This window comes from Nocardia sp. NPDC004604, from assembly GCF_040609795.1.
Lineage (GTDB): Bacteria > Actinomycetota > Actinomycetes > Mycobacteriales > Mycobacteriaceae > Nocardia.
The window spans coordinates 1-23494 of sequence record NZ_JBEXLC010000083.1 but is presented as its reverse complement, the minus strand read 5'-3'; the positions used below and the strand labels follow the sequence as shown (position 1 = coordinate 23494).

The window sequence follows — 23494 nt, the reverse complement described above, 5'->3', positions numbered from 1 at the left end:
AGGGCACCTTTCTTTACCTGATGGCCTCGATGGCCGTGATCGGCCTAACTCCGGGCTGCTTCTAGCTCGTTCTGTGACGCGGGCTGGCGCCAGGGCAGCAGCAGTGGTGTTGCCATGGTGATGAGACCGGCGATAACGATCGCGGTGCGCGGACCGGCGACACCGGCCAGCAGGCCCCATAGCGCGGTCAGCCCAGCGGTGCTGGCCTTGGCTCCGATTGACCACGCGGATAACGTGCGGGCCGTGAGATCCGCCGGGATCTGGTTGAGGCGGTAGGTTGCGAACACCGGATTGAACACGCCAAAGCAGGTGATCATCGCGAGTTCCATGACGATGACCAGCATCAGACCGGCGGCGCCGGGGCGGACAAATGCCAGCCCGAGCAGCCAGCACGCGCGCAAAGCCCCGGCGACGATCATGACCCGGTGTTGCCCGAACCGCGTGACCAGGGGAATCGCCAGCCGTGAACCGATCATGCCACCGACGCAGGGTGCCGCGAACGCGAGTCCGTACTGCCACGGGGTGAACCCGAGCTCCCCGAGCATGAGGACCGCCATCAGCGGCTGGGCCGCCACAATCAGGCCGCTGACCATGATGACGTTGAAGAGCATCAGCCGAAGCGCAGGATGGGCCAGAATATGGCGCCAGCCCGTGAGGAGGTCGGCGGCCCGTACCCGTTGCTCCCCGGTTCGCGTCGGGCGTGGTTCGCTACCACCGATCGCGCGGATTCCCACGGCGGAGAGCAGGAAGCTGACCGCGTTGGCCACCACGGTCACCACCGGGCCGAACAGCCCGATCCCCAAGCCACCGAGCGGAGCCCCGAGGATGGTGGCGGTCCAGGTCGTCGACTCGAATCGCCCGTTTGCCACCAGGAGGTCCTCCTGGCGCACAAGCACTTTCAAGTACGCGCCGCTCGCGGCGACGAAGGTGATGTCGGCCGCGCCGACAAGGACGGCCACGACCACCAGTTGCCCGAAACTGAGCTCGCCGAGTGCGTACGCGGCGGGCACGCTCATCAACATCGCGAACCGAATCAGGTCCATCGCGATCATGACGGGCCGCTTGCGATGAAATTCCACCCACGGGCCGAGCGGCAATGCGACCAGCGCTCCCACCGCGAGCGCCGCCGCTGCCAATCCGGACACCGCACTCGGCCCGGCGTGCAACACACGGATCGCGATCAGCGGGAACGCGTCGAACGCGAGGCAGGTGCCTAACGTGCTGATCGAAAATGCTGCCCACAACCACCCGAATTGTCGCCCCAACGATTGCCTGCCCCGCAGGACACCTCCGCTTCGTCCCGAGGTCGCCTCAGGCACGTGTCTTGTCCAACAGCGCGATGATGTCGGCCGTAGTTCCCCGCTCGCCGAGCTGCGGGAAGATCCGCTCGACGCTGTTGTCATGCGCCTCGATGGACATGTCCGCCATGGCATCGGTGGCCAGCGTCACATGGTAGTTGTGGTGGTGTGCCTCGCGCGCGGTGGTGTCCACACCGATGCCTGTGGTCAGGCCGGCCAACACGAGGTGGGTGATGCCGCGGCGACGCAGTTCCATGTCCAGGCTGGTGCCGTAGAACGCGCCCCAGCCTCGCTTGACGATCACGATGTCCTCGGGATGGCCGCTCAGCTCGTCGATAATCTCGTCCCAGTCGGCCGGCATCTCGATGTCCGGTCGGGGGAATTCGGTCCGGCCCTGGGCGCCATCGGATCCGTCCAGCTGCAGACTCACCCGCACGAGCACGACCGGCAGGCCGTGTGTGCGGAACGCGGCCGCCAACTCGACCGCACGGCCCACCACCTCGGTCGCGGTGTGCGGGACCACCGGCAGGGTAACGACCACGTTCTGGAAGTCGACCAGCACGAGTGCGGTGCGTGAGTCGAGCGTCGTGAGTGCCATGAGATTCCCTCTCCTGCTTTCATTTTCGGTGTTCGGTTGTGTGGTGGTGATTCAACGGTGAGCGGAGCGGCGCAGTCAACGCCGCCAGGTCCGGGGAGCTCGGCGGCGCATTCATCGCCTCGAAGGCGACGTCGGCTCGTGCCGAGGTCATGGTCTCTTTGGCATTGATTTGGAACTTCGTCATCAATTCCACTGGGTTGAGCGGTTTTTCGGGTCCGCCTCGGTTCATCCCGACCCGCTCGCCCTGTATCGATGTCGGTGACCGGATACCAGGCCAAATGCGTCAGATACTCGTCCCACGCGCTGAGGGACCACACCCCGAACGTGGTGAGGACCGATCGACAGCGCCAGACCTGCCGCGCGTCGATCGGCGTTCGCAACACGAAACCGGCGATCGCGAACCGGCTTCCCTGGCGCAGCACCCGGTCCCGATCGGGGATGTGGAACATCGACTCCAGTACTCACGCGGCGTCGAACGAGTCGCCCGAGAACGGCATCCGCATGGCATCGGCGTGCTGGACCGTCGCCCGATCGGCTACGCCGGCCTCGGCGGCGCGGGTCCGGGCCTGATCCAGTCGAGTCTCGCTGATGGTGATGCCGACCACGTGCATCGCACTCGTGGTCAGCAGGTGCGTGGCGGATTTGCCGACGCCGCAACCGATATCGAGCACGCGCCCGCCTGGGGTCGGGTCGAGCGCGGCGATCATGAGGTCGGTGAGCCGCTCGGTGGCCACGTCCGGGAGCGTGCTGGTAGCGACGCCGCGCCAGTAACCGTTGCGCGGATCGCCACCCCACAGGCCCCGAGGTTTACCGGCCGGTCGCACCGTCCCGGTGCCGTTGCAGAAATTTGCGACGTCATTACTTCCATCGGATGCACCGACCGTCATATGGCTTTCCTCGCGAATTTCGAATGAGTGCACTTCAGTCGAACTTAACCCATCCGGCCATCGATGAAAATTGAACTTTCGTACACGCACGGCCGTGTACGAAGGTCCAATTCATGTGACTCTGTCGATCCGGTACAACGAAATGGGCGTAATTCAGCGTGTCGTGCTCCACCGAAGGCGAGAGTGATGATGTCGGACAGGCGACCCGAACTGGATTTCGATCATCACTCGACGGAATATGCCGCCGTCGCCTGGGCCACGAACATCGTGATGAGCGCCCACACGCAGGTGTCCTACGGTCCGCACCGGAGGGAGGTCTGGCTGATCACCGGGTTCGACCAAACGTCCCAGGCAGCTCACTATCCAGAGTTGCCAAATTCGCCCGGCCGACCGCAGGGGATGATTATTCCCACCTTGTTGTTCACCGGCCTTCCGCCGGAAATCTATTCGCCCGAATTCGCGGCGTGGCGCAAGGCGCTCGAGGTATTCTTTTCGCCACACGTTGCCCGCCGACTCCGACCGCGCATCCAGCATTACGCCTCCTGGTGCATGAATTGGCACATCGAGCGTGGTGAAATCGACTCGGTGCTGGATCTGTCGAATCCGTTGCGCGCACAGGTCACGCTCGGACTGCCGAGGCAGGAATGGCGGTTGTACGCCGACGCGCCGCACGCTGCGGTCTACACCCTGCCCGATCCGCACGGGCGAGCGGGTCCTGTTGCCCTGGGCCGGAGCGAATCCGGGTGCTCAGATCTTCCCGGATCCGGACGTCATCGACCTGAACCAGGACGCAGGCTCGCCGGCTCCGAGGACGCCACGTCCGTGAGCCGACTCGCAGATGTGGCCGTCATCCCGATGGAGATGGCCAATGCGGCAAACGATTTCGCGCATTCGCTGACCGAGGTCTGTCTCGTGGCCGGGCACACCCACAAGGACGTGCGGCTACCGGTCGAGCGGCCGGCCGTCGATCAGCTCCCGCGCACCGTCGAGACCGGACACATCGATGACTTCGTGCTGATCGCGCCCGTCGACCCCGCCGGTCGATCGGCGGCGTGACCGGCACCGCGCCGTATTCGCGACCACACAAGCGTCAGAAAGGGAATACCCAATGCGCATCTGGGCTGAGTTCGTCCAGCGACATCGACGATGGATACTCGGGTTCTGGGCTGTGGTAGCCATCGTCGGCATCGCTGTGTGTGGGAAGGCCACCCACCGGCTGACGGTCGACTTCTCGTTACCCGGCAAACCGGGAGCCGAAACGGCCAAGCACATCAAAGAGGTGTTCGGCAACGGAGGCGTGAATTCGCCCTACCTGATCTCCGTGACATTGCCTGAGGGGCAGCGGATAACGGGCCGGGAAACACAGGTCGCCGCGGCATTCGACGCGGTGGCCAACGGTGTGCCACGAGTGCGGGTAGTGGACGAGGCCGACACCGGTGACCGAGCGTTCCGCACCCCCGACGACCGAACCTCCTATGCCCTGGTGTTCTATGCCCACAACAAATCCGACCTGAAATTCACGCTGCCAACCGACGCGATCAGTGCGGTGCTCGACGGAGCAAAACCCGCCGGGTCGACGATCGGCGTCACTGGCGAGGACGCCTTGATTCTGCGCGACGCGGGGACGGGCGGCCCGAGCATCCTGGACGAGGTTCTCCTCGGTTCGGCCGGCGCGCTGGTGGTGCTGATCTTCGTGTTCGCCTCGTTGCTGGCCATCCTGCCGCTGGTGGTCGCCGCCGTGGCAATTCTGGCTACGTTCGCGGCCCTGCTGCCGATGACCTATCTGACCGACATCTCAGTCATCGCGCCGTATCTCATCGCGCTGATCGGGCTCGGCGTCGCGGTCGACTACTCACTGCTGATCGTCAACCGCTGGCGCGAAGAACGAGACCAGGGCAGAGACAACCACGGCGCGGTCGCAGCGGCTATGCAGACGGCCGGCCGCACCGTCGTGCTCAGCGGTCTTACCGTGACCGTCGGACTTCTCGCGCTGATCATGCTCCCCGTGCCGTACATGCGCACAATGGGCTATGTCGGCGCGTTGATCCCGCTGACGAGCTGTCTGACCGCCTTATCCCTCACGCCCGCGCTGTTGGCGGTGATCGGGCCGCGACTGGACTGGCCCAAGGTTCGGCGTGAGAAGAACGGCGCTAGTCGGATGTGGAGCCGCTGGGCCGCGTTGATCGTGCGCCGGCGGTGGATTGCCGCCGGGTCGGCGTTGGTGGTGCTCGGACTGTTGATCGGGGCGTTTTCGGGGATAAAGATCGGCGTTGCCGCACCGGAATCGTATACATCCAGCGGTCCCATCCACGATGCCCTCGTCAACCTGGAACGAGCCGGCGCACCCTCCGGCGCGCTGACACCGATGGAGGTGATGACGACGGCGGACGCCGCCCCGGCTGTCGCCGCTCGGCTGCGCCAGGTCGAGGACGTCGCCTACGCCGTCGCGCCCACCGGGTCCGCCAACGTCCGCGACGGCAAATCCGTGGTCATCGTCGTGCCCCGCGTCGAGACGGTGAACTCCTCTCAGCACAAGGTGGTTGAGCAGGTCAAGTCCATCACCGCCGGGATGCCCGGCGTTATCGGTGTCGCCGGCCTGGGACCGACACAAGTCGACTTCTTCGACGCCGTCTACGACAACTTCCCCTACGTACTCGCATTCATCTCGCTGCTGACCTTCGTCGTGCTGGTGCGCTCGTTCCGCTCACTGCTGCTGCCGTTGAAGGCCGTCTTGCTGAATCTCGTCTCGCTCGCGGCGGCCTACGGCCTGATGGTGCTGTTCTGGCAGGACGGCTACGGCTCGGACATCGTGTACGGCCTCCCCGCCACCGGAGTCGTGCCGTTCTGGCCGCCGGTACTGGTATTCGCGTTCCTGTTCGGCTTGTCGATGGACTACGAGGTGTTCATCCTGGCGCGGATGCGGGAGGAGTACGACGTATCGGGCGACACCGACGTCGCCGTCATCGAGGGCATCGGCCGCACCGGCCGATTGGTGACGAGCGCCGGGCTGATCCTCGTCTTCGCGTTCGGTGCGCTCGCGACCGCACCGAGTACCGACCTCAAGGTGATCGCGAGCGGCGCCGCGTTCGGCATTCTGTTGGACGCGACCATCATCCGGTCGGTGCTCGTGCCCGCCCTCGTCGTGCTGTTCGGCAAGTGGAACTGGTATCTGCCCGACTGGTGTCGCCGCGTGCTGTTGATTCCTCCGGCTCCCGTCCGCTCGGTGAACTTGGCGGCGCCCGAAGACCGCGAGGCCGCCGACGTGCGGCTCGGCTGATACCGCGCGACGACATTATGGGAGGAGTGCGGCAGAGCGGGCAGTCCAGGCACACATCGCCCGCACCATGGAGAAACTCGGCATCGATTCACGTCTGAAAATTACGAGGTGTGCATGTTGGACCGGTATGGCTGGCCACTCGAAGTCGGCGACCGTGTGACAGTCAGAAGTGACTGTTGCGATGAACTCTGCCTACGCGATGCGTCCGGAGTGATCTCGAATTTTGACGAGGAATTTATAGAAGTCGAAATCATGCCCCGATTCGATGGCAATGTGAATATCGTACGGGTCGCTCCGGTGGACCTGGAATATGGCACGGGGCGGGCCGCGACAGCACGACGGAAGAAGAGCGGATGCTCGCCACGCCGCACCGGTGTGCGATATGTGGAGAAAGCCATAGAAATTGCTGTTCAGAATTCCGTTATCTCAATACAGCAAGGAGATGGGATACTCGCCGCATGGTTGCGCAGCTGCGACGCGGACGAGTCTTGATTCTTGTGGTGTCGAACCTCTGATGATCGGGGCCATCCAATAGGTGACTCCAGGGTCGAATCCGATCGCGCTCTACTGTAATCCGCTCATCGCCTCCCCCACCGAAGGCTGGCTGACATCGGTCTTCCTGCCGGATACTCTCCGGAACCGAACCGCGACGACCGGCCTCGCCACCAACGTCACCTCCACGCCGCACCGGCCACATAAATTGCCCGCACTTATCCGCGACATGTTCCACGCCCGAATGTAGCCCACATCACGACGCGAGTTGACATACTTCTGAACTGATCAGCATGTACGAAGGTTCAATTCAATAAAGGAGCGGAATGCGCAAGACTGCAATCATGTCGACATCGGTTGCGGGGTGCAGATGAAGCAGGCCACGACATTCTGCGCCGAAGTCGAGCAGATGGCGGACAACTTCGATCCGTGGAGTAGCGAGTTCGCGAACGACGCGGAGTTCTTCTGGGCGGTTGTCAACCGCATGCGGGAGAAGGGCGCGGTGCTGCGCAGTGAGAAACACGGCGGATTCTGGGTCATCACTCGTTACAAGGAGGTGATGCGAGCCAATAAGGATTGGGAGACATTTACCTCCGCGCAGGGCGCCACAATCCCGCACAACCCGGACGTAGCCAAGTTGGCGCCGATCGAGGTCGACCCGCCCGCGCACCACGACTGGCGACGGATGCTCAATCCGCTGATGTCACCGTCCGCGGTCGCACAGCACGAGCCCGCGATGCGCCGCATAGCCCGCGGGCTGATGGACGAATTCGTCGAAAGCGGCGAATGTGACCTGGCCAAGGACTTCGCATGGCGGTATGTACCCAGCTCGCTGTTCGAGCTGATGCTCGGTGTACCTCCTGACCAACTGCCCGCCACGCGTGCGCTCGTCCAGGACTTCATCTCGGCGGAAGACCTGGCTCGCCAGCAGGTGGTCTTCGCCGACCTCGAGGCGTGGTCGAAGAACTTTCTGTTGTGGCGCAAGGAAAGTACGCCGCGAGACGACGTAACCAACGCGTTGCTCGGCGGGCAGGTCGGCGGCAAACCCCTCACGATCGACGAGATGGCGAGCGCGTTGATCTTGCTGCTGCTGGCCGGTATGGAGACGACGTCCAGCAGTATCGGAAACATCGCCGGCCATCTTATCGAGGATCCCGCGCTGGGCCGCTACTTCGCGACACCGGGCACGTCCGTCGATCTAGCGGTGGAGGAACTGTTACGGCGCGGATCAGTCTCCTTCGGGTTGTCTCGGGTCGCGACCAGAGATGTCGAGATCGCCGGGCAAGTCATTCCCGCGGGTGGCCGGATACTGCTGCTGTGGGCCGCGGCGAACTGGGACCCCAGCGTGTTTCCACAGCCCGAGCGTTTCGACCTCGACAGACCACCGGGTCGTCATCTCGCGTTCGGCGCGGGCCCGCACAAGTGCATGGGCGCCAACTTCGCGCGGCTCATGGTCAAGACCGCGGCCACGGAAATCGTCGCCAGAATGCCGGATTTGCGGCTGCGCCCCGGCAGCGTGGTGGAGCATCCGCCGGGTCTCGTGCGCAGCACCCGATCGATGCGCGTGATATTCCGCCCGACCCCGCGTTCGACTACCTCGGCCACGACCGATTTGTGAGGAGATCTCCATGGTGATTCGAGGCGACAATACGGTGACCGCCGCGGGGGTGGCGTCGTACTACGAGGAAGCATCCGAGCTGATCAGCGCCGATCTCAGCGGCCTGCACTTCGGGTACTGGCAAGGACTCCCCGCGGGAAGCAGCATGGCCGACGCCTCCCGCCGAATGACCGAGCTGATGATCGACAAAGTCGCGATCACCGCAGGACAGCGGATGCTCGACATCGGGTGCGGAACGGGTCAGCCCGCCGTCGAGCTTGCCCGGGTGTCCGGTGCGGAGGTCGTGGGTATCGATCTCAGTCCACGGCATGTTCGGCTCGCGAACGAGCTCGCCGACGCCGAGTCGGAAAATGACCAGGTGCGATTCCGCCTCGCGGACGTGATGGATTTACCGTTCGAGCCCGAATCGTTCGACCGGGCATGGATGCTCGAGTCGTTTTTCCATATGCCCGATCAGTCCGAGGTGATCCGGCAGATCGCGAGAGTGCTCCGTCCGGGTGGGCGACTCGTGATCGCGAACCTCGTACTGCGCATACCGCTGAATGACGAGCAGGATTCCGCACTGGCGAACCTGTGGAAGATGGGGCACGTCGCCGCGCTGCTGCCACTCGCCAACTATTCCGACCTGATGGCCGCCAGCGGCCTCGTACTGGACGAACTACTCGACATTTCGAATGACTGTATCCGCCCGACATTCCAGGCGATCCGCGACCTGCACGCGGCCCGCCGTCGAGCGGAGGCCGAAAAGCTGGACGCGCCTGTCGAACTGCAGGACGACATGACCGCCGGGATGGACCTGTTCTCATCGACGCCGGAAATCGGCTTCGCGATCATCGTCGCGTCGAAACCATTGTGAACTTGCTGGTGGCGCCCGAGCGTGGCGGCGGGTGCACATCGTATAGCTGAAAATTATTCAGCCGCCACACGGATACGATGGGAATACTCCCGTGACCGACACAGCCCCCCAAACCACGCCCAATATTATCGGCGAACACTATGTCACCACTTTCCAGGAGTATGGCTTCGTGCGCATCCCGGGCCTGATCCCTGCGGACGAAGTAGCGCAGTGGCGAAAGATCGCGTTGGACACGATCGAAGAAGATGGCCGGAATGCCGGTATGGGCGGCGGCGGTACGGCCCTCAAGACCACCTCGGATCCGTGGTGGAAGCATGAGACCCTGCTCGGCCTCGTCCGCCACCCCCGCGTCGGCGCTGTGGCCGAACAACTATCCGGTACACCCATGCGGGTGTGGAGCGGACAGGCCTACGCCAAACATCCGCAGGACGAGGTGCCCACCATCTGGCACGAAGATCTCACGCTCACGCCGCTGGACTCCCCGATGAACGTCAACGCCTGGATCGCCCTGGTCGACGTGCCGGTCGAGCGCGGATGCCTGATCTTCCTACCCAACTCGCACAAGCGCCCCGGCCCGCACCGAGCCGAGGTGGCCGAGGTGCGGAATCACCCGACCACGTACATGTTCGCCGAATGGCCGGAGCTCGAATGGGGCCCGCGGGTCACGGTTCCGCTGCGCGCGGGCGACGTGACGTTCCATCAGAGCACCGTCGGACATGCCAGCGGCGGCAATGTTTCCGACGGCGTCCGTCTGGCCTTCATCACCACCTATACCGGCGCGACGGCGATCTACCAGCCGCGTCCCGGCCACCAGAGAATGGATATGGATCTGGAGCCCGGCCAGCAGTTGCCCGATCACCGTTACCCCCGCATCTCGGACTTCGCGTAGGAGCGCATCGCCTATGCCTGCGGTAACCGCTCATATCGGCATGTCCCTGGACGGATTTGCCGCAGGGCCGAACCAGAGCCCCGAGAACCCGGTCGGCGTGGGCGGTATGCGCCTGCACCAATGGTTGCTCTCGACCAGGGCATGGCACGAACACTGGGGCCGGGAGGGTGGTGCGGAGTCCGTCGACTCCGAGGTGCTTGCCGAGACCCTCCACGGGGTCGGCGCATACATCATGGGGCGGAAGATGTTCGGCGGTGGCGACGGGCCGTGGGACACCTCCTGGCGCGGCTGGTGGGGTGACGAGCCCGCCTTCCACGCACCGGTGTTCGTGCTCACCCACCACCCGAGGGAGCCCTTGGTGATGAAGGGCGGCACCACCTTCATCTTCGTCACCGACGGTATCGAGTCCGCACTCGATCAGGCGCGTGAGACCGCCGCCGATCAGGACGTTTCGCTTACCGGCGGGGCCAACTTAGTCCGGCAGTTTCTCGCCGCCGAACTGCTCGACGAGTTATACATCCACCTCAGCCCAATCCTGCTCGGGTCCGGCGAGCGTCTGCTGGACGACGTCGGCACCCCGACGCTCGAACAAATCAAAGTCGTCGCCTCCGACAAGGTCACCCACATCAAATACCGCGTCGTCCGGTGAGCCTTGTAGCTACCGACGAGATACACAACGTTCGGTTGTGACGCGCCGGGCAATCGGTTGTTTGACCCCACTGCCGCCCGTCCGCTTCGATTCGACGGTCAACAGACAGGCTTATCCGATCGGACGGAGTCGGCGCGGGCATGTGGGGCAGGTGGTCGCTTGGGCGGCAATTCGAGGCGTTGTGGGCGGCGTATGCGGTCAGCGCGCTGGGCACGTGGCTAGCGTTCGACGCGTTCTCGCTGATCGCGATCCAGGTGTTGCATGCCGGACCGAGCGCGGTGGCGGGTCTGACGGCCGCGGGGCTGGCGGTCAGTGCGATAGTCGCGCTGCCGGTCGGGCCGTGGGTGGAGTTTCACCGCAAGCGGCCGGTGATGATCGCGATGGACCTGCTGCGGTTCGCGATACTGATGAGCCTGCCCGCCGCGTATGCACTCGGTGCGCTCACCTTCGTCCAACTGCTGGTGGTGGTGATCGTCGTCGGCACGGCCGACATCACCTTCACCGCGGCGAGCGGCGCGACCCTGAAAGCGCTGGTGCGCAAGGAGGACCTGCTGCTCGCCAACAGCCGGTTCGAGTCGACAACCTGGACCGTCACCATGCTCGGACCACCGCTCGGCGGCGCCGCCATCGGGCTGTTCGGCCCGGTGGTGACCGTGGTGGCCAATGCGGTCAGCTTCCTGCTCTCGGCCGCTGGGATCCGCGCCATCGGCGGACAGGAGCAGCCGCCGCCGGCCCGCCCCGACGGGCACCGGCTACGGGTCGCCGACCTCCTCGAAGGCTGGCGCCACATCCTGACCCATCCGATGCTGCGCCCACTGTTCTGTCACGTGCTCCTCGTCAACGGGCTGATCATGGCGGGCGGGCCGCTCATGGCCGTCCTCATGCTCGGGGAGCTCGGCTTCGCGCCATGGCAGTACGGCCTCGCGTTCGCCGCACCCTGCATCGGTGGCCTGATCGGCTCACGACTGGTCAGCCCGCTCGTCGAACGCTTCGGACAACATTCGATCATGCTCGCCGCAGGCGTGTTGCGCGCGCCATGGCCGATCGGGCTGGCGCTCGTCGGACCGGGCATTCGCGGCCTCGTGCTCGTCGTGGCCGTCGAGCTCGGGCTGATTACCTGCTGCAGCGTGTTCGGCCCGGTCTCGGCCACCATCCGGCTGAACCAGATCCCCACCGATCTGGTTGCCCGCACCCTCTCCGCATGGTCGATCGGAACCAAGGCCAGCATCGCCGCGATGACCGCCCTGTGGGGGTTGCTCGCCGGTCTCACCGACCCACGCATCGCGCTCGCCATCGCCGGTCTACTCATGCTGGCAACACCGCTGCTACTCCCCCGGGGCGAACGCACAGCAGAGCACCAGGAAGCACCGGTCACAGTTCACCCATGACACCGCGACTCGGCAACGAGGTCGCAGGTGGCCGATGTCAGAGCTTGCGCTCCTGCGCCGGGATGAGCAGCGGCCGAACGAATCTCAGGATCGCTGCGGTGGCATCGAATTCCGGCGTCGTCGGGCGGTCGGGCCTGGGAGCGCCGGGCCACCAGTGGTCACCGTTGAACACGGTCCACGCCGCCACCCGGGTACCGCCTACGCCGCCATCGACGGTGTGCCGCCCAGCCAGCGGAGTTGTTACCGTCGTTTCCGCGCCGCGGCATCTATCGATTTCCCGCCACCGCTGTGCGCTCTCCGCCAAACCCAAAGTGCGGCCTTGTAATTCACCGTTCGATCCAGGGCGGCGCGAATAGCCGCCCTGGATCGATTGAACCAGATCGGCGGTACCGTTGATCAGGATCGCCGACACAGCGTGGGTTGGCAGGATGTCACTCAACGCGGCCGGAAACGCGCCGGCAACCGCGGCGAAAACCGGCACCAGCTCGCCAAGCTCCAGTGCCGCCCGGTGAGACATGAACGCGCCGTTGGAGATTCCGGCGAGGATCGTCTGATTCCATCGCGTGCCGAATCGGTCGGCGCACCAGCCGATAAGGGCGCGCAGAAAGGCGATATCGTCGACACCCGCCTCGTCGGACCCGGTCACGCCGCGCCCGTCGGCCCAAGATCCTTGCCAGCCATCGGGATACGCGATCGCGAAATCCCATTCGCCGGCATGTGCGCCGAAACGCACCCACGGGTCCATGAACTGCCCTGCCCCTTGGAACGGCCTGCGCTCTGCGTCGCTGGACATGTTGCCGTGCAACACCACAACCAACGGTGCATCGAGCCGCGCAGGGGGCCGCACGCTGAAGGTGCGAAGTTGCCCCGTGACCGTCAGCTCTCCCGCCACCAGGTCCTCAGCCAAGAGAGCCATCCTCGGTACTCGCGATGAGTTGCACTGCACGGCCGAACCGCGCAGTCTCCCTTACCATAATCGCCGTCCAAGCGTTTGACTGTTTCGATTGCCTTGGTGCGGTCGGCGGGGTGGGAGGCCGGCGATGCGGGCGAGATCATTGCCCATGTCCTGGATGCCAGGGCAGCGCAGTAGATCGGCCAGGTGCACAGCGGAATTGCGAAGCGGCCCGGAGACCCTCGCTGAGTCGTGCCAGCCGTCGTTGGCGTTCCAGAAGTGGTTGAGCGCCCGCCTGTCAATGCCGATCGCGAACAGCGACAGACTGCGCAGCCTCATCCGAGAGCGTCGAATGTCTTGCCGCGGGTGTTTGTGGTGTCAGCTCCCAGCCCCGCCACCGTCCAAAGGCACGAGTCGGCGAGCACGTCGATCGGGTGTGCGGTCATCTTGATTTCGACTGTGCAGTCGCGGCCCGCAAGGCCGGTGATGGGAAAGCGGTAGCTCAGCGAGTTGGATCCCCGATTGATGTGTTCCTGCTTGCCGTCAGCCAAGCACTGGATGCGAGTATTGTCGCCGACCACCGGGTAGCTCCAGTGCCGCGCGTTCGGAACGTTCGTATCGGGAATCTGGAACTCGGCCCCAGTGGGTCCAAGCAAATGCAGCGTTGCGATCGGGTCCGCAAAGGACGCCTCTTGAACGTTGGTGGGCGCGATATCGACGAATATCTCGTCACCGCCAGAAACCAGCAGGCTGGTGGCTTGAACTCCCAGGTTGCTGGGGACGATAAAGACCGTTCCAACGGCCGGGCATTGCTTGGACACGACTGCATTGACAGTCATCGCCATCATCTCCTAGTTCATCGAATTGCCAGGTAGGGACGATGACAACGTTTCTCACCTTTCAGATGAGAGGCACGAGTAGCGAACTACTCGCCTTCGTCGGAACCATCGGCCCCGCTGATACGATCGACGCGGACGAGGCATAGGTGACATTTTCCAGGGATCCTCGGTCCCGCTATCTCGTAGGCCCCGTACTCCAGGGGAACCTCACGCCGGCCTTGATCACTACCGACCGAATGCAGCTCGAGCTCGGTTCCATAGGACCGCGCAACGGGCCGCTACTCCTCCTCGCGTTGATGCCGCATCCAATTCGAACATCAGCTGTTCCTTTTCGTTCTGAATGCAGGGTGCCCGTGGCGTACATTTAGGACGTCGCAAGGCCTCTATCGCTTGAAGACCTCCACTACAGATGCTCTGCCGCGCAGAAGTTCGTTGGTGCACGGTCATCGGATAACTGCATACATGTCCGTCTGACAGCCGACTGCATATCAAGCAAGAATCGTTGAACATCTGACAACCGATCGTCAGATTCCAGGATTATCGAAGGGTTCAGAGATATGTCCGGTCCACACGACGATTTCGCTCCCGACGAAGGCCCGAGCCGGGACCGCGACCAGAACGCGCAGCCGAAGTTCAGTCCGTACCACCATCCCACCGCGGGTTGGGGGGCCGCCAAAAGCGTCACGAAGTTCATGGCCCGTGAACGCGAGGCGATCGACGGCCCAAGAGCGATTCTGAAGATGAACCATGAGGGCGGCGGTTTCGACTGTCCAGGGTGTGCATGGCCCGACGATTTGAAGGGCCTGCGCCTCGATATCTGCGAGAACGGGATCAAGCATGTCGCTTGGGAGATGACACACAAGCGAGTTGGCGCCGAGTTCTTCGCGGCGCACACGGTGACGGAACTGTCGAAGTGGAGCGAATTCGATCTCGAGAACCAAGGCCGGTTGACCGAACCGATGACCTACGACCCAGAGACGGATCGGTACGTCCCGATCAGCTGGCAGGAGACGTTCGAGCTGATCGGCCGTGCGCTGGCCGAGCTCGACGATCCCAACCAGGCGTCGTTCTACACCTCCGGCCGGCTCGGGAATGAGGCGACCTTCCTCTACCAGCTGCTCGCGCGCGAATTCGGCACAAACAACCTTCCCGACTGCTCCAACATGTGCCACGAGGCGAGCGGGCGGGCACTGCAGGCTGCACTCGGCACCGGGAAGGGCACCGTCGACCTCGTGGATTGGGCGGCCGCCGACGCCCTGTTCATCATCGGGGTCAACGTCGCCTCCAACGCACCGAGGATGTTGACCTCGCTGGTCGAGGCCCACAAACGCGGAGCACAGATCGTGCACGTCAACCCTCTTGTCGAGGCGGCAGCGCGGCGCGCGATCATCCCGCACGATTTCCTGAAGATGGCCACCTTCCACGCCACCCACACCAGCACCCTGAATTTGCAGCCGCGGATCGGCGGCGACATGGCGTTGTTGCGTGGAATCGCGAAAGCTGTTCTCGAGGAAGCACGTACGGATCCGATGGCCCTCGATGCGGAGTTCATCGCCCGCCACACGGTCGGCTTCGAGGAATATCGCGCAATGTGCGAGGCCGCATCGTGGACCGAAATCGAGCGGCAGTCCGAAGTCGCCGTCGCCGACATCCGCAAAGCAGCGCGCATCTACTGTGACGCCGACCGGAGCATCATCAGCTGGTGCCTGGGCATCACCCAGCACGAGCACGGCGTCGACACCGTCCGTGAGATCGTGAACCTGCTGTTGCTGCGCGGAAACCTGGGCCGCGAAGGTGCCGGCCCCTCCCCCGTACGCGGGCACAGCAATGTCCAAGGCAACCGGACCTGCGGCATCGACCACCGCCCCACCGAGGCATTCCTGGACCGGTTGGCACAGGTGTGCGGCATCGACCCGCCGCGGGAACACGGCCTGGACACCGTCCACACGATCGAAGCGATGCAGGCCGGGAACGTGAAGGTGTTCGTCGGCATGGGCGGCAACTTCGCTATGGCCGCACCCGACTCCACCTACACTTACGAGGCGCTACGCAAATGTGAGCTGACCGTGCAGGTCAGCACCAAGCTCAACCGCAGCCACGTCGTCCACGGCCGACGGGCCCTGATCCTGCCATGTCTGGGCCGCACCGAGAAGGACCACCAGCGCAGCGGAATCCAGGCCACCTCGGTCGAGGACTCGATGAGCATGGTCCACCTATCGGTCGGCATGAAACGGCCCGCCTCGCCGCACCTGCTGTCCGAACCGGCGATCATCGCAGGAATCGCGCAGGCAGCACTGCCGAACAGCCCGACCCCCTGGCAGGCCTACGTCGAGGACTACGACCGGATCCGCAACACGATGGCCAAGGTGCTCGACGGGTTCGAGGACTTCAACCGCCGCGTGCGGCTGCCGCTCGGATTCCGCATCCGCCAGCCGGCCCGAGAATTGGTCTTCCTCACCCCGTCGGGCCGCGCGGAGTTCTCGACCGCGGAACTGCCCGACATCGCCCCGGCGGCAGGCACTCTGACGCTGGCCACCGTGCGCTCACACGACCAGTGGAACACCACGATCTACTCCGACAACGACCGGTACCGCGGGATCAAGAACCTGCGCACGCTGGTCTTCATGAATCCCGACGATATGCGCGAACGAGGCCTCAGCGAGTTCGACAAGGTCGATATCACCAGCGTCGCCAACGACGGAAGCAAGAGATCGGTACAGAAATACCAGGTGATCCCCTACGACATCCCTCGTGGTAACGCCGCGGGCTACATGCCGGAGATGAACGTGCTGTGCGCTATCGGCGACTACAGCACACAAAGCGATCAGCCGATCATGAAGAACCTCGAGGTCACCATCGAGCGTTCGGTCTAATCGCGCGCCTGGGAAGGGCACATCTCGCCCGGCGTTACCGAGCACGAATCCGGGGAGGGCCAACCCGACGGCGACGCGGGCCGCAGGCAGCGGATCGATCTCGGCCAAGTACCTGCGGATCAGCCGAGGTACCCGTAGACCATCGAGTCCGCCGTGGGGCCAGTGGTAGTCGTAATAGCCTTGCCACTCTTTGAGTTTCGCGTTGAAGATGTTCACGTTCTCGATGACGACACCATCGAGCATCCGGTAGAACTCTTCGGCGTCGATGCGGTGCGAGCGTTCCAGTTTGCCGTTCAGCCGCCTGCGGTTGCTGTCCGCAGTGATGTTGTCGTCGCCAAAGTGATGCGTCGTCAGTTTCCAGGCGATGAAACGGTGCGCTTCAGACCGATTCGACGATCGCTGACTTCACCACCGCGCGGTCCACCACCTGCCTGACGCGCCTGCCCTGATCTGCTGACACTACGGTCTTGACTCCGGTGAACACGGGCTCGGAGAACATCGTCACCTGCAGCCCCTTCTCGACGTGCAACACCAGATCATCTTTGCCCGGCGGCGTGGGGATGCGGTCATACCGGCCGTCTTGAATATTCCGGTACATCAAGAAGGCGTATGCCACGCCTCCATCAACGAACAGCTGCGCCCGCGGGTTCGTCTCCGACATCTGGGAGAGGCACTGCTGGCTTGAATAACTAGTCATCGCGTCCTCCTAGCTCCGGAATACTGCCTATGGTCAGCCTTACCGTGAGACCCCGAAGTCCACCCGGATAGTTTGCCCTGTTCACGGCCAGCGCGGACGTGAATCGCCGGTTCCCGCTCCGGCCTCGCCGACGTCCCCAGCCACCGAGTTGATCCACTTACCAGCGGTCGGACACACTCTCCGATTGCTCACCACATCGCAGGCGGCCACCATGAGCGGCGCTCCGCTCAGTGTGACCCCACCATCGAGATGAGGCCACCGACAGTGGGTTACGAACCGGATGTGGAGGCCGGGCCGGGCGATCCGGCGATCCGGCTGCGCGCACGCTTTCCCGCTGCGCGGATCACGGCGCCCAGGTGGCGCCTGCTGCTGCGAAGCGATTCAATTTCCTACCTCCTTCCCCTGAATCGATAGCTGCACAGGATTACCCCAGCTGGCTACGCTGGTGAATTCTGACGGCGGTCATCGGGAAACTGTGGCGTCGGTGAGCGGAGCTGAGATCGATTGGTATCGGCGAAACGTGACGTCGCCGGCAGGCACGTCGCGCGGGCTGGGTATATCTGCTGAACGCATCATGGCGGCCGGGATCCGATCCTGGCATCAGTCTCTAACCAGCTGACGAACGTGAACTGGTGTCTTGTAACGACCCAAAGTTAGTTCTCGACAATAACTTTGGCGGTCCGATTGAACCGTCCGATCACAGCTCTTGATCACAGTGAGGAACCCAAGCATGGGATATCGCTTGTCGCACAACTCGATTCGTACCGCACTCGGCACTATCGCGGTCGGCGCCGCCCTCGTCGCCAGCGGCGGCGCTACCGCCTCGGCGGCTCCGTTGCCCCTCGACCCCGCATCGACGCCTGCCGAGGCGTCCCCGGTCGGGTTCGATGGCACCGGCTCGACCGGGACCGGGTCCGCGGGCCTCGGAGGGATCCTCTGCTGGCTGATGCACCCCAACCCGACCTGCCAGATCTGAGTCCCTGTGTAGGAACTGATCGTTTGAGCTGGTGAGTGGCGGAATCGGGTCCGTGTGGGAGTGATATCGCGATTCCGTCACTACTGGGACTTCCGGTTTCGCCGCACAAACTGAAGCTGGCGGTGCGGCCGATGGCGGCTAGCGAAGTCACCGCAACGTGGTCGGCCGCCCGAGTTGTCGAATCGTCGGCGGGATGAGCCGAATGTGCCAGATAGCTACCATTGTGCGTTCGGGCCAGTGCGATGTAAGCGGGCGGGAGCCCACCGACCTCCAACAGGCCCAACCGCAAGTGCTCGCCACGTATCGAGCGGAACTCCACCGCGACCTCATCGGCGGCACCTTCGACCAGCCACGTCGTAGAGTTCGAATTCTTGGTCGGCGGAGCTGTCGATTCGAATTCGGCCGTCGAGCCAGTGGGAATATGCCGCGAATTTGGCGTCCGCGGTGCGGACCATGGTGACGTGGCCGGGGGCGTTGTGGTCGATGCTGGCGCTCATCCCTGCGCGCCGAGCGGACGGCCCATCTTGTCGCGCTTGACACTAATGGTGCGCTTGTTCTCCCAGCCCTCCTCACGCAGCCAGTCCTCCAGCGTGCGCAGATTCAGCTCCGGATAGCGACGGCGCAGGCCCTCGACGTCAGCCTGATAGCCGCCCGCATTAAACCAGCGGAACATTTGGAAGAACTCCTTGCCGAGCGCGACGCGCACGATCGGCATCGGCAGGCGCCGGTACTTGACCGAGCGGCCCAGGACGCGCGCGAAGACCTCGGCGGCCTGGCGGTTGGTCAGCTCGCTGCCGGCGATCTCGAGTTCGACACCGAGGAACTCGTCGGGTCGCGCGAACGCGAGCGCGACGAACTTGCCGATGTCGTCCGTCGCGATCGTCTGGTAGGGAATGTCGGCACGCAGCGGGTCGTTGAGCCTGCCCTTCAACAGCCCCTTCTCGACCGCCGGGATGTAGTAGTTCTCCATGAACGACGCCGGCCGAAGGATCGTGGCGGGCAGGCCGAGCGCGCGGATGTGGCGCTCGATCACACCCTTGGTCTCGAAGTGGTCGATGCGCGAGCCGCGCTCGGCTCCGCCCACGGAGGAGAACACCAGGTGCTCGACGCCGGCGGCGCGCGCGGCATCAGCGACGTTACGGCCCTGCTGGACCTCACGTTCGGCGCCGACGCTCCAGAAGTCCTGGACGCTGTAGACGCCGTGAGCTCGGATCATCGCGCGCTCGAGACTCTCGACGTCGTCCATGTCGCCCTGACAGAGCTCCACTCCGCTCGCCGCGAGCGACCGGGCTCGCGGCGAGTCGGGATTGCGTGTGAGCGCGCGGATCGGCATCCCCCTCGCGAGCAGGTGACGCACGACAGCTCCACCCTGCCGGCCGGTGGCGCCAGTGACGACGATAAGTTCGCGTTCCACGGTCTCAGCCCTCCTGCAGCCAGGCTCGCGCCCGGTCTGGGTCGTCGAAGTAATCGGTCACGAACGTCGCCGCATCTCTGTCGCCGGGCCGGAAGCCAGCTCTGGAGGGCAGCAGATAGGCGAAGCGCTTCAGGCCTTTGCGGAGAACGGTTTCAACGCGGCGCGGCTGGGTTTCGCACGGAACGCGGTCGAGCCGCAGCCCGGAGTTTACGACGATAGCTACATCACGCAGATCAAGCGGACCCAACAGTTGGTCGTTGCATGCTGGCCTCCGGCGCGCGTACGACGTTTCCTCGACGAGCTGCATATCAAATGCCACTTTCGAGTAGGTTGATGCCTCTGCAGGATGGCGGCCGGATGCCGAGTGCGGTGCCAGCGAATCTCGCGGTCCGGTTCCGCATCAGCCGACATCAGGAAGCCACCTCCGGCCGGCGGTAGCAGTAAGCCTAGCGACCGGCTTCACGGACTGGAGCCGATTCAGTAGACGTCTCGCGGCCGGTGATCCCCTCGGGGACTCACGAGTAAACGCCACGACGTAGACGGCTTTGCCTGTTGTTCGGCCCAGCGTTCGGTAACCAGACACCCCGGCCGTTTCAGGCCAGGTGCTCGCTCGCCACTCAGGCTGCTCACCAGGGTGTTGCGTGCAGTTATGGGACCGTTGTGGGCTCTCGGCATCGGCGGTACCGGCGTCGCGGCCAGCATCGGAGTCAGTCATGTTCGCCGATACCTCCAGCGCAGCCATACCGTGAAGCACCCGAGTTGCCTTCCAGCGCTCAGCAGCCCCAGTCTCCAGCGAACGCGCTACCCACCGACAGCGAGTAGTAACCGGCCACACGCGATTTTGGTGGGTAGTCTTCTCTGGAACACATTCGGTCACGCATCGCCGGGATCGTATGTCCGCGTGCATAGTTCACGTTGAATGTGAATGAAGCAATGGCAACCGCGGTGAGGAGCGGATCGCATCACTGATTGCCCTTCAGAAGCCGGTCCGATGGATCAATCGGTCCATCGTTCGCCGCCACACCGCAGCAGAACCAACGCTGTGCCACCCACCCCGGCGACAGTTGTTGAACACCGCGCTAGTTCTGAGGGGTGAGGAAGTCCTCCAGGAAGTTGCCCAGGCGTTCAGCTTTGGCGGTAATGCTGGATTGGGAGGAGATGTAGTCGGAGATGCCTTGGTCTTGGGCATCCTTCAGGTAGGTGGGGAGGGGTTGTTGGAGTTCGGTGTCCATGGCTTGGGCTAGGAGTTGTTCCATTTTGGGGCGCAAGGGGTTTCCGGTGGCGGCTTGGTTGTCCAGTTCCAGGCGGCCCTTGTCGGTGGAGTAGTCGTAGAGTTCGAATTCTTGGTCGGCGGAGCTGTCGATTTGAATTCGGCCGTCGAGCCAGTGGGAATATGCCGCGAATTTGGCGTCTGCGGTGCGGACCATGGTGACGTGGCCGGGGGCATTGTGGTCGAAGAGGATGGCGGCCTCTTCGATGGTGGCCTCGTCGGTGGTGTGGGCAATGAAGGGACGACCGGGGGCGGAGGCCTTGCGGCACAGCGCCATCAGGTCCAGGCGGCCGGCCAGGTGCTGGTAGTGGTCGGTGGAGCGCCACTCGTTGCCACCGGTGGCGATGGACAGCAGCAGAGGTGTGAGGTCCACACTGGAGGTGAGTTGCGTTCGGACCGCGGTGGAGTCGGTGGGGCTCAACAGGCCGCGAGGATCGTGGATATAGAAGGGGACGCGGACGGCTTCGTCGTAGGCGCCGCCACCCTTGCCGTGCAGGCCGTGGGAGCCGGCGTAGTCGCCGTGATCGGAGGTGAAGATGACGACCGTATTGGCGGCGACGTCGGGGCGGGACTCCAGAGTGTCCAGGACGCGGCCGATCTGGGTGTCCACCTGCTGTTGCAGCCACAGATAGAGGTTGCGCATGTCGATCCACGCCTGCATGGCTTCGGGGGTGCTGTAGGGCGCGAGACCGAAGGCCACCACCGAAGCCTGCACCAGCGCCATCTGTAGGCGCGGCTTGACCGAAAGCTGTTCCAGGGACTCGAAATTGCCAGGCAAGTCGCTCACCCAGCGGGGAATGTCGAGGCTGTTCTGGTCGCGGCGCGTCCAGCGCGGCCAGTACTGGATGTCGTGCGGGTTCACCAGCGATACCGTGGTGCACCAGGGGGAGCCGCCGGAATCGTGCTCGAACCAGTCCACGAAATCATCGACGATCTTGGGATCGGCCTGCAGGCCCTGGCCCGGCGCGCCGTTCGGCGAGGGATAGGTGCCGCCGCCGAACCCGTACGCCTCCAACGCACCCGGCGTCCGATCCGGGTAGTGCCCCAGATGCCACTTGCCCCACCAGGTCGTCTCGTACCCGTTCTCGCGCAACATCGACCCCCAGGTCGGAAACCGCGGGGACAAGGTCGATTCCGACACCACCATGCACCCGGTCTGATGGCTGTACAGCCCGGTGACCAGCGCGCCACGCGAGGCGGTGCAGTCATTGGCTGCGGTGTAATGCTGCTCGAAAGACACACTGCCGCGCCGGATCCGCCCGATATTCGGCAGCAGCTGATCCAGCATCGACTGCTCGGGGAACCACGCCGGCGCGCGCATCTCGTCCACGATGACGACCAGGATGTTCGGCTTGTTCGGGTCCATATCCGCGCGCGCCCGCGCCGCCGGACCCGCCGCGTTGGCCGCGACCGCCGCCGTCACCGAGGCGGCCGCGCTGGTAAGAAATCCACGTCTGCCGAACACTGCGGCCTCCTACGAGTCGATGCCGCGCCGGACTTGGGCGGCGGTGCTGCGGGCAGCGTAGGTCAGCCGCGACGCGGCGCACATCACGCGCGGGTGTGACACCAGGTCCCCTGTGTGGGGGATAGTTCGAGGCCAGTGGGATCGAGACTCGGCGAGCTCAGTTCGGGCGCACCACCACCCGATCGGGGACGGTGGCCAGGTAGTCGGTCAGCGGCGTGTCGACGATCGTCGAAAACATCTTCAGCAAACTCGGCTTCTCGTCCGAGCTCGAGTCGCCGCCTGGACATCACTTCCGCATCGACCGCACTAGCTTGAACAACGCACCGATCCGAGTCATACGAACGCCTTCCTGATGCTCGACGGCGCTGTCTCCTACGACTGGTACCGGGGCGGCGGCGAGTAGCCCCACCCGTCCACTGCATGCTGTGCCGGTCGGGCTGAGCCATGAAATTCGCTACGGCGCAGGTGCGCTGGGTGGGCTCGGGGGGCTGTCGAGAGACTGGGCGAGCAGGGCTTGCGCTGTGCGGCACAGGGTTTCAGCCGCGTCGGTCCTGGTTAGTTCCGCGACGTCGACGAGCCAGATGAACGATTCGATGCCGGTCGCCGAGCGGATGGCGATGGCCAGGCGGTGCACGTCGATATGGGGCCGGGATTCGCGCAGCGGTGCGAGGGCGTCTTCGATCCAGCCGATCGCGCGCCCGCGCCGCAGCGGCGACGGCTCACCCACGCCGGGCTCGAGCGACAGTCGCAGTGAGGCACGCAGCTCCGGCTCCCATTCCTGGGTGATACGCACACATTCGCGCATGACCAACTCCAGACGCGTGCGGGGGTCGCTTGGCGCGGGGTCGGGCAGCAGGGAGTTCTGTTCGATCTCTGGACGCACCGCCGCCAGCAGGGCTCGCTGGTTGGGGAAGTACCGATAGGCGGTTGTGCGGGAGATATCGGCGGCCTGGGCGGCATCCTCAACGGTCGGAATCGCTCCCTGTGCCAGCAATGCGCGGGTGGCGGTCACCAGCGCGGGTAATATCTGAGTATATAATATTACCTACAATAATTGTATCGGCATAATTTTTCATTTCTTTAGCTTCAGTTAAAGAACTAATACCACCACCATAA

General features: G+C 64.2%; 22 protein-coding genes. 9 read left to right on the top strand and 13 right to left on the bottom strand.

Translation table 11 applies throughout. From position 1 onward, the window contains the following. Positions 1–44: 44 nt before the first annotated feature. The 4 genes from ABZW16_RS27125 to ABZW16_RS27110 form a co-directional block, all read right to left on the bottom strand. Positions 45–1319, bottom strand: a complete 1275-nt coding sequence (locus tag ABZW16_RS27125; RefSeq protein WP_354958880.1) for an MFS transporter — start codon at positions 1317–1319, stop codon at positions 45–47. After that, the gene (locus tag ABZW16_RS27120) at positions 1312–1860 is read right to left on the bottom strand and encodes an isochorismatase family protein (RefSeq protein WP_354958879.1); all 549 of its coding nucleotides are present in this window, start codon (positions 1858–1860) and stop codon (positions 1312–1314) included. The genes ABZW16_RS27125 and ABZW16_RS27120 overlap by 8 nt, the downstream gene beginning before the upstream one ends. Positions 1861–1915: 55 nt before the next feature. Further along, positions 1916–2080, bottom strand: coding sequence for a hypothetical protein (locus ABZW16_RS27115; protein WP_354958878.1), 165 nt, complete (start codon positions 2078–2080; stop codon positions 1916–1918). A gap of 277 nt (positions 2081–2357) precedes the next feature. Beyond that, positions 2358–2783: a class I SAM-dependent methyltransferase gene (locus ABZW16_RS27110; protein ID WP_354958876.1), complete on the bottom strand. Its 426-nt coding sequence runs from the start codon at positions 2781–2783 to the stop codon at positions 2358–2360. A 186-nt stretch (positions 2784–2969) separates the two neighbouring features. On the opposite strand from ABZW16_RS27110, the gene ABZW16_RS27105 reads away from it, so the two are divergent. From ABZW16_RS27105 to ABZW16_RS27075, 7 genes are all read left to right on the top strand, one after another. Next, the gene (locus tag ABZW16_RS27105; RefSeq protein WP_354958875.1) at positions 2970–3839 is read left to right on the top strand and encodes a hypothetical protein; all 870 of its coding nucleotides are present in this window, start codon (positions 2970–2972) and stop codon (positions 3837–3839) included. Between the two features lie 52 nt (positions 3840–3891). Next, positions 3892–6060: an MMPL family transporter gene (locus ABZW16_RS27100; RefSeq protein ID WP_354958874.1), complete on the top strand. Its 2169-nt coding sequence runs from the start codon at positions 3892–3894 to the stop codon at positions 6058–6060. An 862-nt stretch (positions 6061–6922) separates the two neighbouring features. After that, the gene (locus tag ABZW16_RS27095; RefSeq protein WP_354958873.1) at positions 6923–8170 is read left to right on the top strand and encodes a cytochrome P450; all 1248 of its coding nucleotides are present in this window, start codon (positions 6923–6925) and stop codon (positions 8168–8170) included. A gap of 10 nt (positions 8171–8180) precedes the next feature. After that, positions 8181–9026 (top strand): methyltransferase domain-containing protein, encoded by an 846-nt coding sequence (locus ABZW16_RS27090; protein WP_354958872.1) that lies wholly within the window; start codon positions 8181–8183, stop codon positions 9024–9026. Between the two features lie 91 nt (positions 9027–9117). Beyond that, the gene (locus ABZW16_RS27085) at positions 9118–9915 is read left to right on the top strand and encodes a phytanoyl-CoA dioxygenase family protein (protein ID WP_354958871.1); all 798 of its coding nucleotides are present in this window, start codon (positions 9118–9120) and stop codon (positions 9913–9915) included. Between the two features lie 13 nt (positions 9916–9928). Then, positions 9929–10564 (top strand): dihydrofolate reductase family protein, encoded by a 636-nt coding sequence (locus ABZW16_RS27080; protein ID WP_354958870.1) that lies wholly within the window; start codon positions 9929–9931, stop codon positions 10562–10564. Positions 10565–10704: 140 nt separating this feature from the next. Next, positions 10705–11952: an MFS transporter gene (locus ABZW16_RS27075; protein WP_354958869.1), complete on the top strand. Its 1248-nt coding sequence runs from the start codon at positions 10705–10707 to the stop codon at positions 11950–11952. 37 nt (positions 11953–11989) lie between these two features. Here the strand turns inward: ABZW16_RS27075 and ABZW16_RS27070 are convergent, their stop codons facing one another. Together ABZW16_RS27070 and ABZW16_RS27065 are read right to left on the bottom strand one after the other, a co-directional pair. Then, a complete protein-coding gene (locus tag ABZW16_RS27070; RefSeq protein WP_354958868.1) occupies positions 11990–12859 on the bottom strand; it encodes a hypothetical protein in 870 nt (289 codons plus the stop codon). A 320-nt stretch (positions 12860–13179) separates the two neighbouring features. Further along, positions 13180–13683 carry a hypothetical protein gene (locus tag ABZW16_RS27065; RefSeq protein ID WP_354958867.1) on the bottom strand — a complete coding sequence of 168 codons (504 nt, stop codon included), beginning with the start codon at positions 13681–13683 and terminating at the stop codon, positions 13180–13182. A gap of 557 nt (positions 13684–14240) precedes the next feature. Here ABZW16_RS27065 and ABZW16_RS27060 point away from each other — a divergent pair. Beyond that, positions 14241–16556 (top strand): FdhF/YdeP family oxidoreductase, encoded by a 2316-nt coding sequence (locus ABZW16_RS27060; RefSeq protein ID WP_354958866.1) that lies wholly within the window; start codon positions 14241–14243, stop codon positions 16554–16556. A 379-nt stretch (positions 16557–16935) separates the two neighbouring features. On the opposite strand, the gene ABZW16_RS27055 is transcribed toward ABZW16_RS27060, so the two are convergent. Next, on the bottom strand, positions 16936–17217 hold the full coding sequence (locus ABZW16_RS27055) for a hypothetical protein (protein WP_354958865.1): 282 nt from the start codon (positions 17215–17217) through the stop codon (positions 16936–16938). Positions 17218–17983: 766 nt separating this feature from the next. On the opposite strand from ABZW16_RS27055, the gene ABZW16_RS27050 reads away from it, so the two are divergent. Beyond that, positions 17984–18229, top strand: coding sequence for a hypothetical protein (locus tag ABZW16_RS27050; protein WP_354958864.1), 246 nt, complete (start codon positions 17984–17986; stop codon positions 18227–18229). Positions 18230–18555: 326 nt separating this feature from the next. On the opposite strand, the gene ABZW16_RS27045 is transcribed toward ABZW16_RS27050, so the two are convergent. The 6 genes from ABZW16_RS27045 to ABZW16_RS27020 all read right to left on the bottom strand — a co-directional run bounded on the left by ABZW16_RS27045 (position 18556) and on the right by ABZW16_RS27020 (position 23481). Then, a complete protein-coding gene (locus tag ABZW16_RS27045; protein ID WP_354958863.1) occupies positions 18556–18726 on the bottom strand; it encodes a hypothetical protein in 171 nt (56 codons plus the stop codon). After that, entirely contained in the window at positions 18723–19643 is a 921-nt protein-coding gene (locus tag ABZW16_RS27040) for an NmrA/HSCARG family protein (RefSeq protein ID WP_354958862.1), read from the bottom strand. Before ABZW16_RS27040 ends, ABZW16_RS27045 begins: the two co-directional genes overlap by 4 nt. Positions 19644–19647: 4 nt before the next feature. Further along, positions 19648–19950, bottom strand: coding sequence for a hypothetical protein (locus tag ABZW16_RS27035; RefSeq protein ID WP_354958861.1), 303 nt, complete (start codon positions 19948–19950; stop codon positions 19648–19650). Between the two features lie 772 nt (positions 19951–20722). Continuing rightward, entirely contained in the window at positions 20723–22378 is a 1656-nt protein-coding gene (locus tag ABZW16_RS27030) for a sulfatase-like hydrolase/transferase (protein WP_354958860.1), read from the bottom strand. Between the two features lie 454 nt (positions 22379–22832). After that, positions 22833–23390, bottom strand: coding sequence for a helix-turn-helix domain-containing protein (locus ABZW16_RS27025; protein WP_354958859.1), 558 nt, complete (start codon positions 23388–23390; stop codon positions 22833–22835). Further along, positions 23341–23481: a hypothetical protein gene (locus ABZW16_RS27020; protein WP_354958892.1), complete on the bottom strand. Its 141-nt coding sequence runs from the start codon at positions 23479–23481 to the stop codon at positions 23341–23343. The genes ABZW16_RS27025 and ABZW16_RS27020 overlap by 50 nt, the downstream gene beginning before the upstream one ends. Positions 23482–23494 lie beyond the last annotated feature (13 nt).

Bases quoted from the DNA above. Each gene is read 5' to 3' on its own strand.
- ABZW16_RS27115 (WP_354958878.1), bottom strand. From the start codon at position 2,080: ATGACGAAGTTCCAAATCAATGCCAAAGAGACCATGACCTCGGCACGA.
- ABZW16_RS27110 (WP_354958876.1), bottom strand. From the start codon at position 2,783: ATGACGGTCGGTGCATCCGATGGAAGTAATGACGTCGCAAATTTCTGC.
- ABZW16_RS27105 (WP_354958875.1), top strand. From the start codon at position 2,970: ATGATGTCGGACAGGCGACCCGAACTGGATTTCGATCATCACTCGACG.
- ABZW16_RS27100 (WP_354958874.1), top strand. From the start codon at position 3,892: ATGCGCATCTGGGCTGAGTTCGTCCAGCGACATCGACGATGGATACTC.
- ABZW16_RS27095 (WP_354958873.1), top strand. From the start codon at position 6,923: ATGAAGCAGGCCACGACATTCTGCGCCGAAGTCGAGCAGATGGCGGAC.
- ABZW16_RS27090 (WP_354958872.1), top strand. From the start codon at position 8,181: ATGGTGATTCGAGGCGACAATACGGTGACCGCCGCGGGGGTGGCGTCG.
- ABZW16_RS27080 (WP_354958870.1), top strand. From the start codon at position 9,929: ATGCCTGCGGTAACCGCTCATATCGGCATGTCCCTGGACGGATTTGCC.
- ABZW16_RS27075 (WP_354958869.1), top strand. From the start codon at position 10,705: ATGTGGGGCAGGTGGTCGCTTGGGCGGCAATTCGAGGCGTTGTGGGCG.
- ABZW16_RS27065 (WP_354958867.1), bottom strand. From the start codon at position 13,683: ATGACTGTCAATGCAGTCGTGTCCAAGCAATGCCCGGCCGTTGGAACG.
- ABZW16_RS27060 (WP_354958866.1), top strand. From the start codon at position 14,241: ATGTCCGGTCCACACGACGATTTCGCTCCCGACGAAGGCCCGAGCCGG.
- ABZW16_RS27055 (WP_354958865.1), bottom strand. From the start codon at position 17,217: ATGTCGGAGACGAACCCGCGGGCGCAGCTGTTCGTTGATGGAGGCGTG.
- ABZW16_RS27050 (WP_354958864.1), top strand. From the start codon at position 17,984: ATGGGATATCGCTTGTCGCACAACTCGATTCGTACCGCACTCGGCACT.
- ABZW16_RS27045 (WP_354958863.1), bottom strand. From the start codon at position 18,726: ATGAGCGCCAGCATCGACCACAACGCCCCCGGCCACGTCACCATGGTC.
- ABZW16_RS27035 (WP_354958861.1), bottom strand. From the start codon at position 19,950: ATGCAGCTCGTCGAGGAAACGTCGTACGCGCGCCGGAGGCCAGCATGC.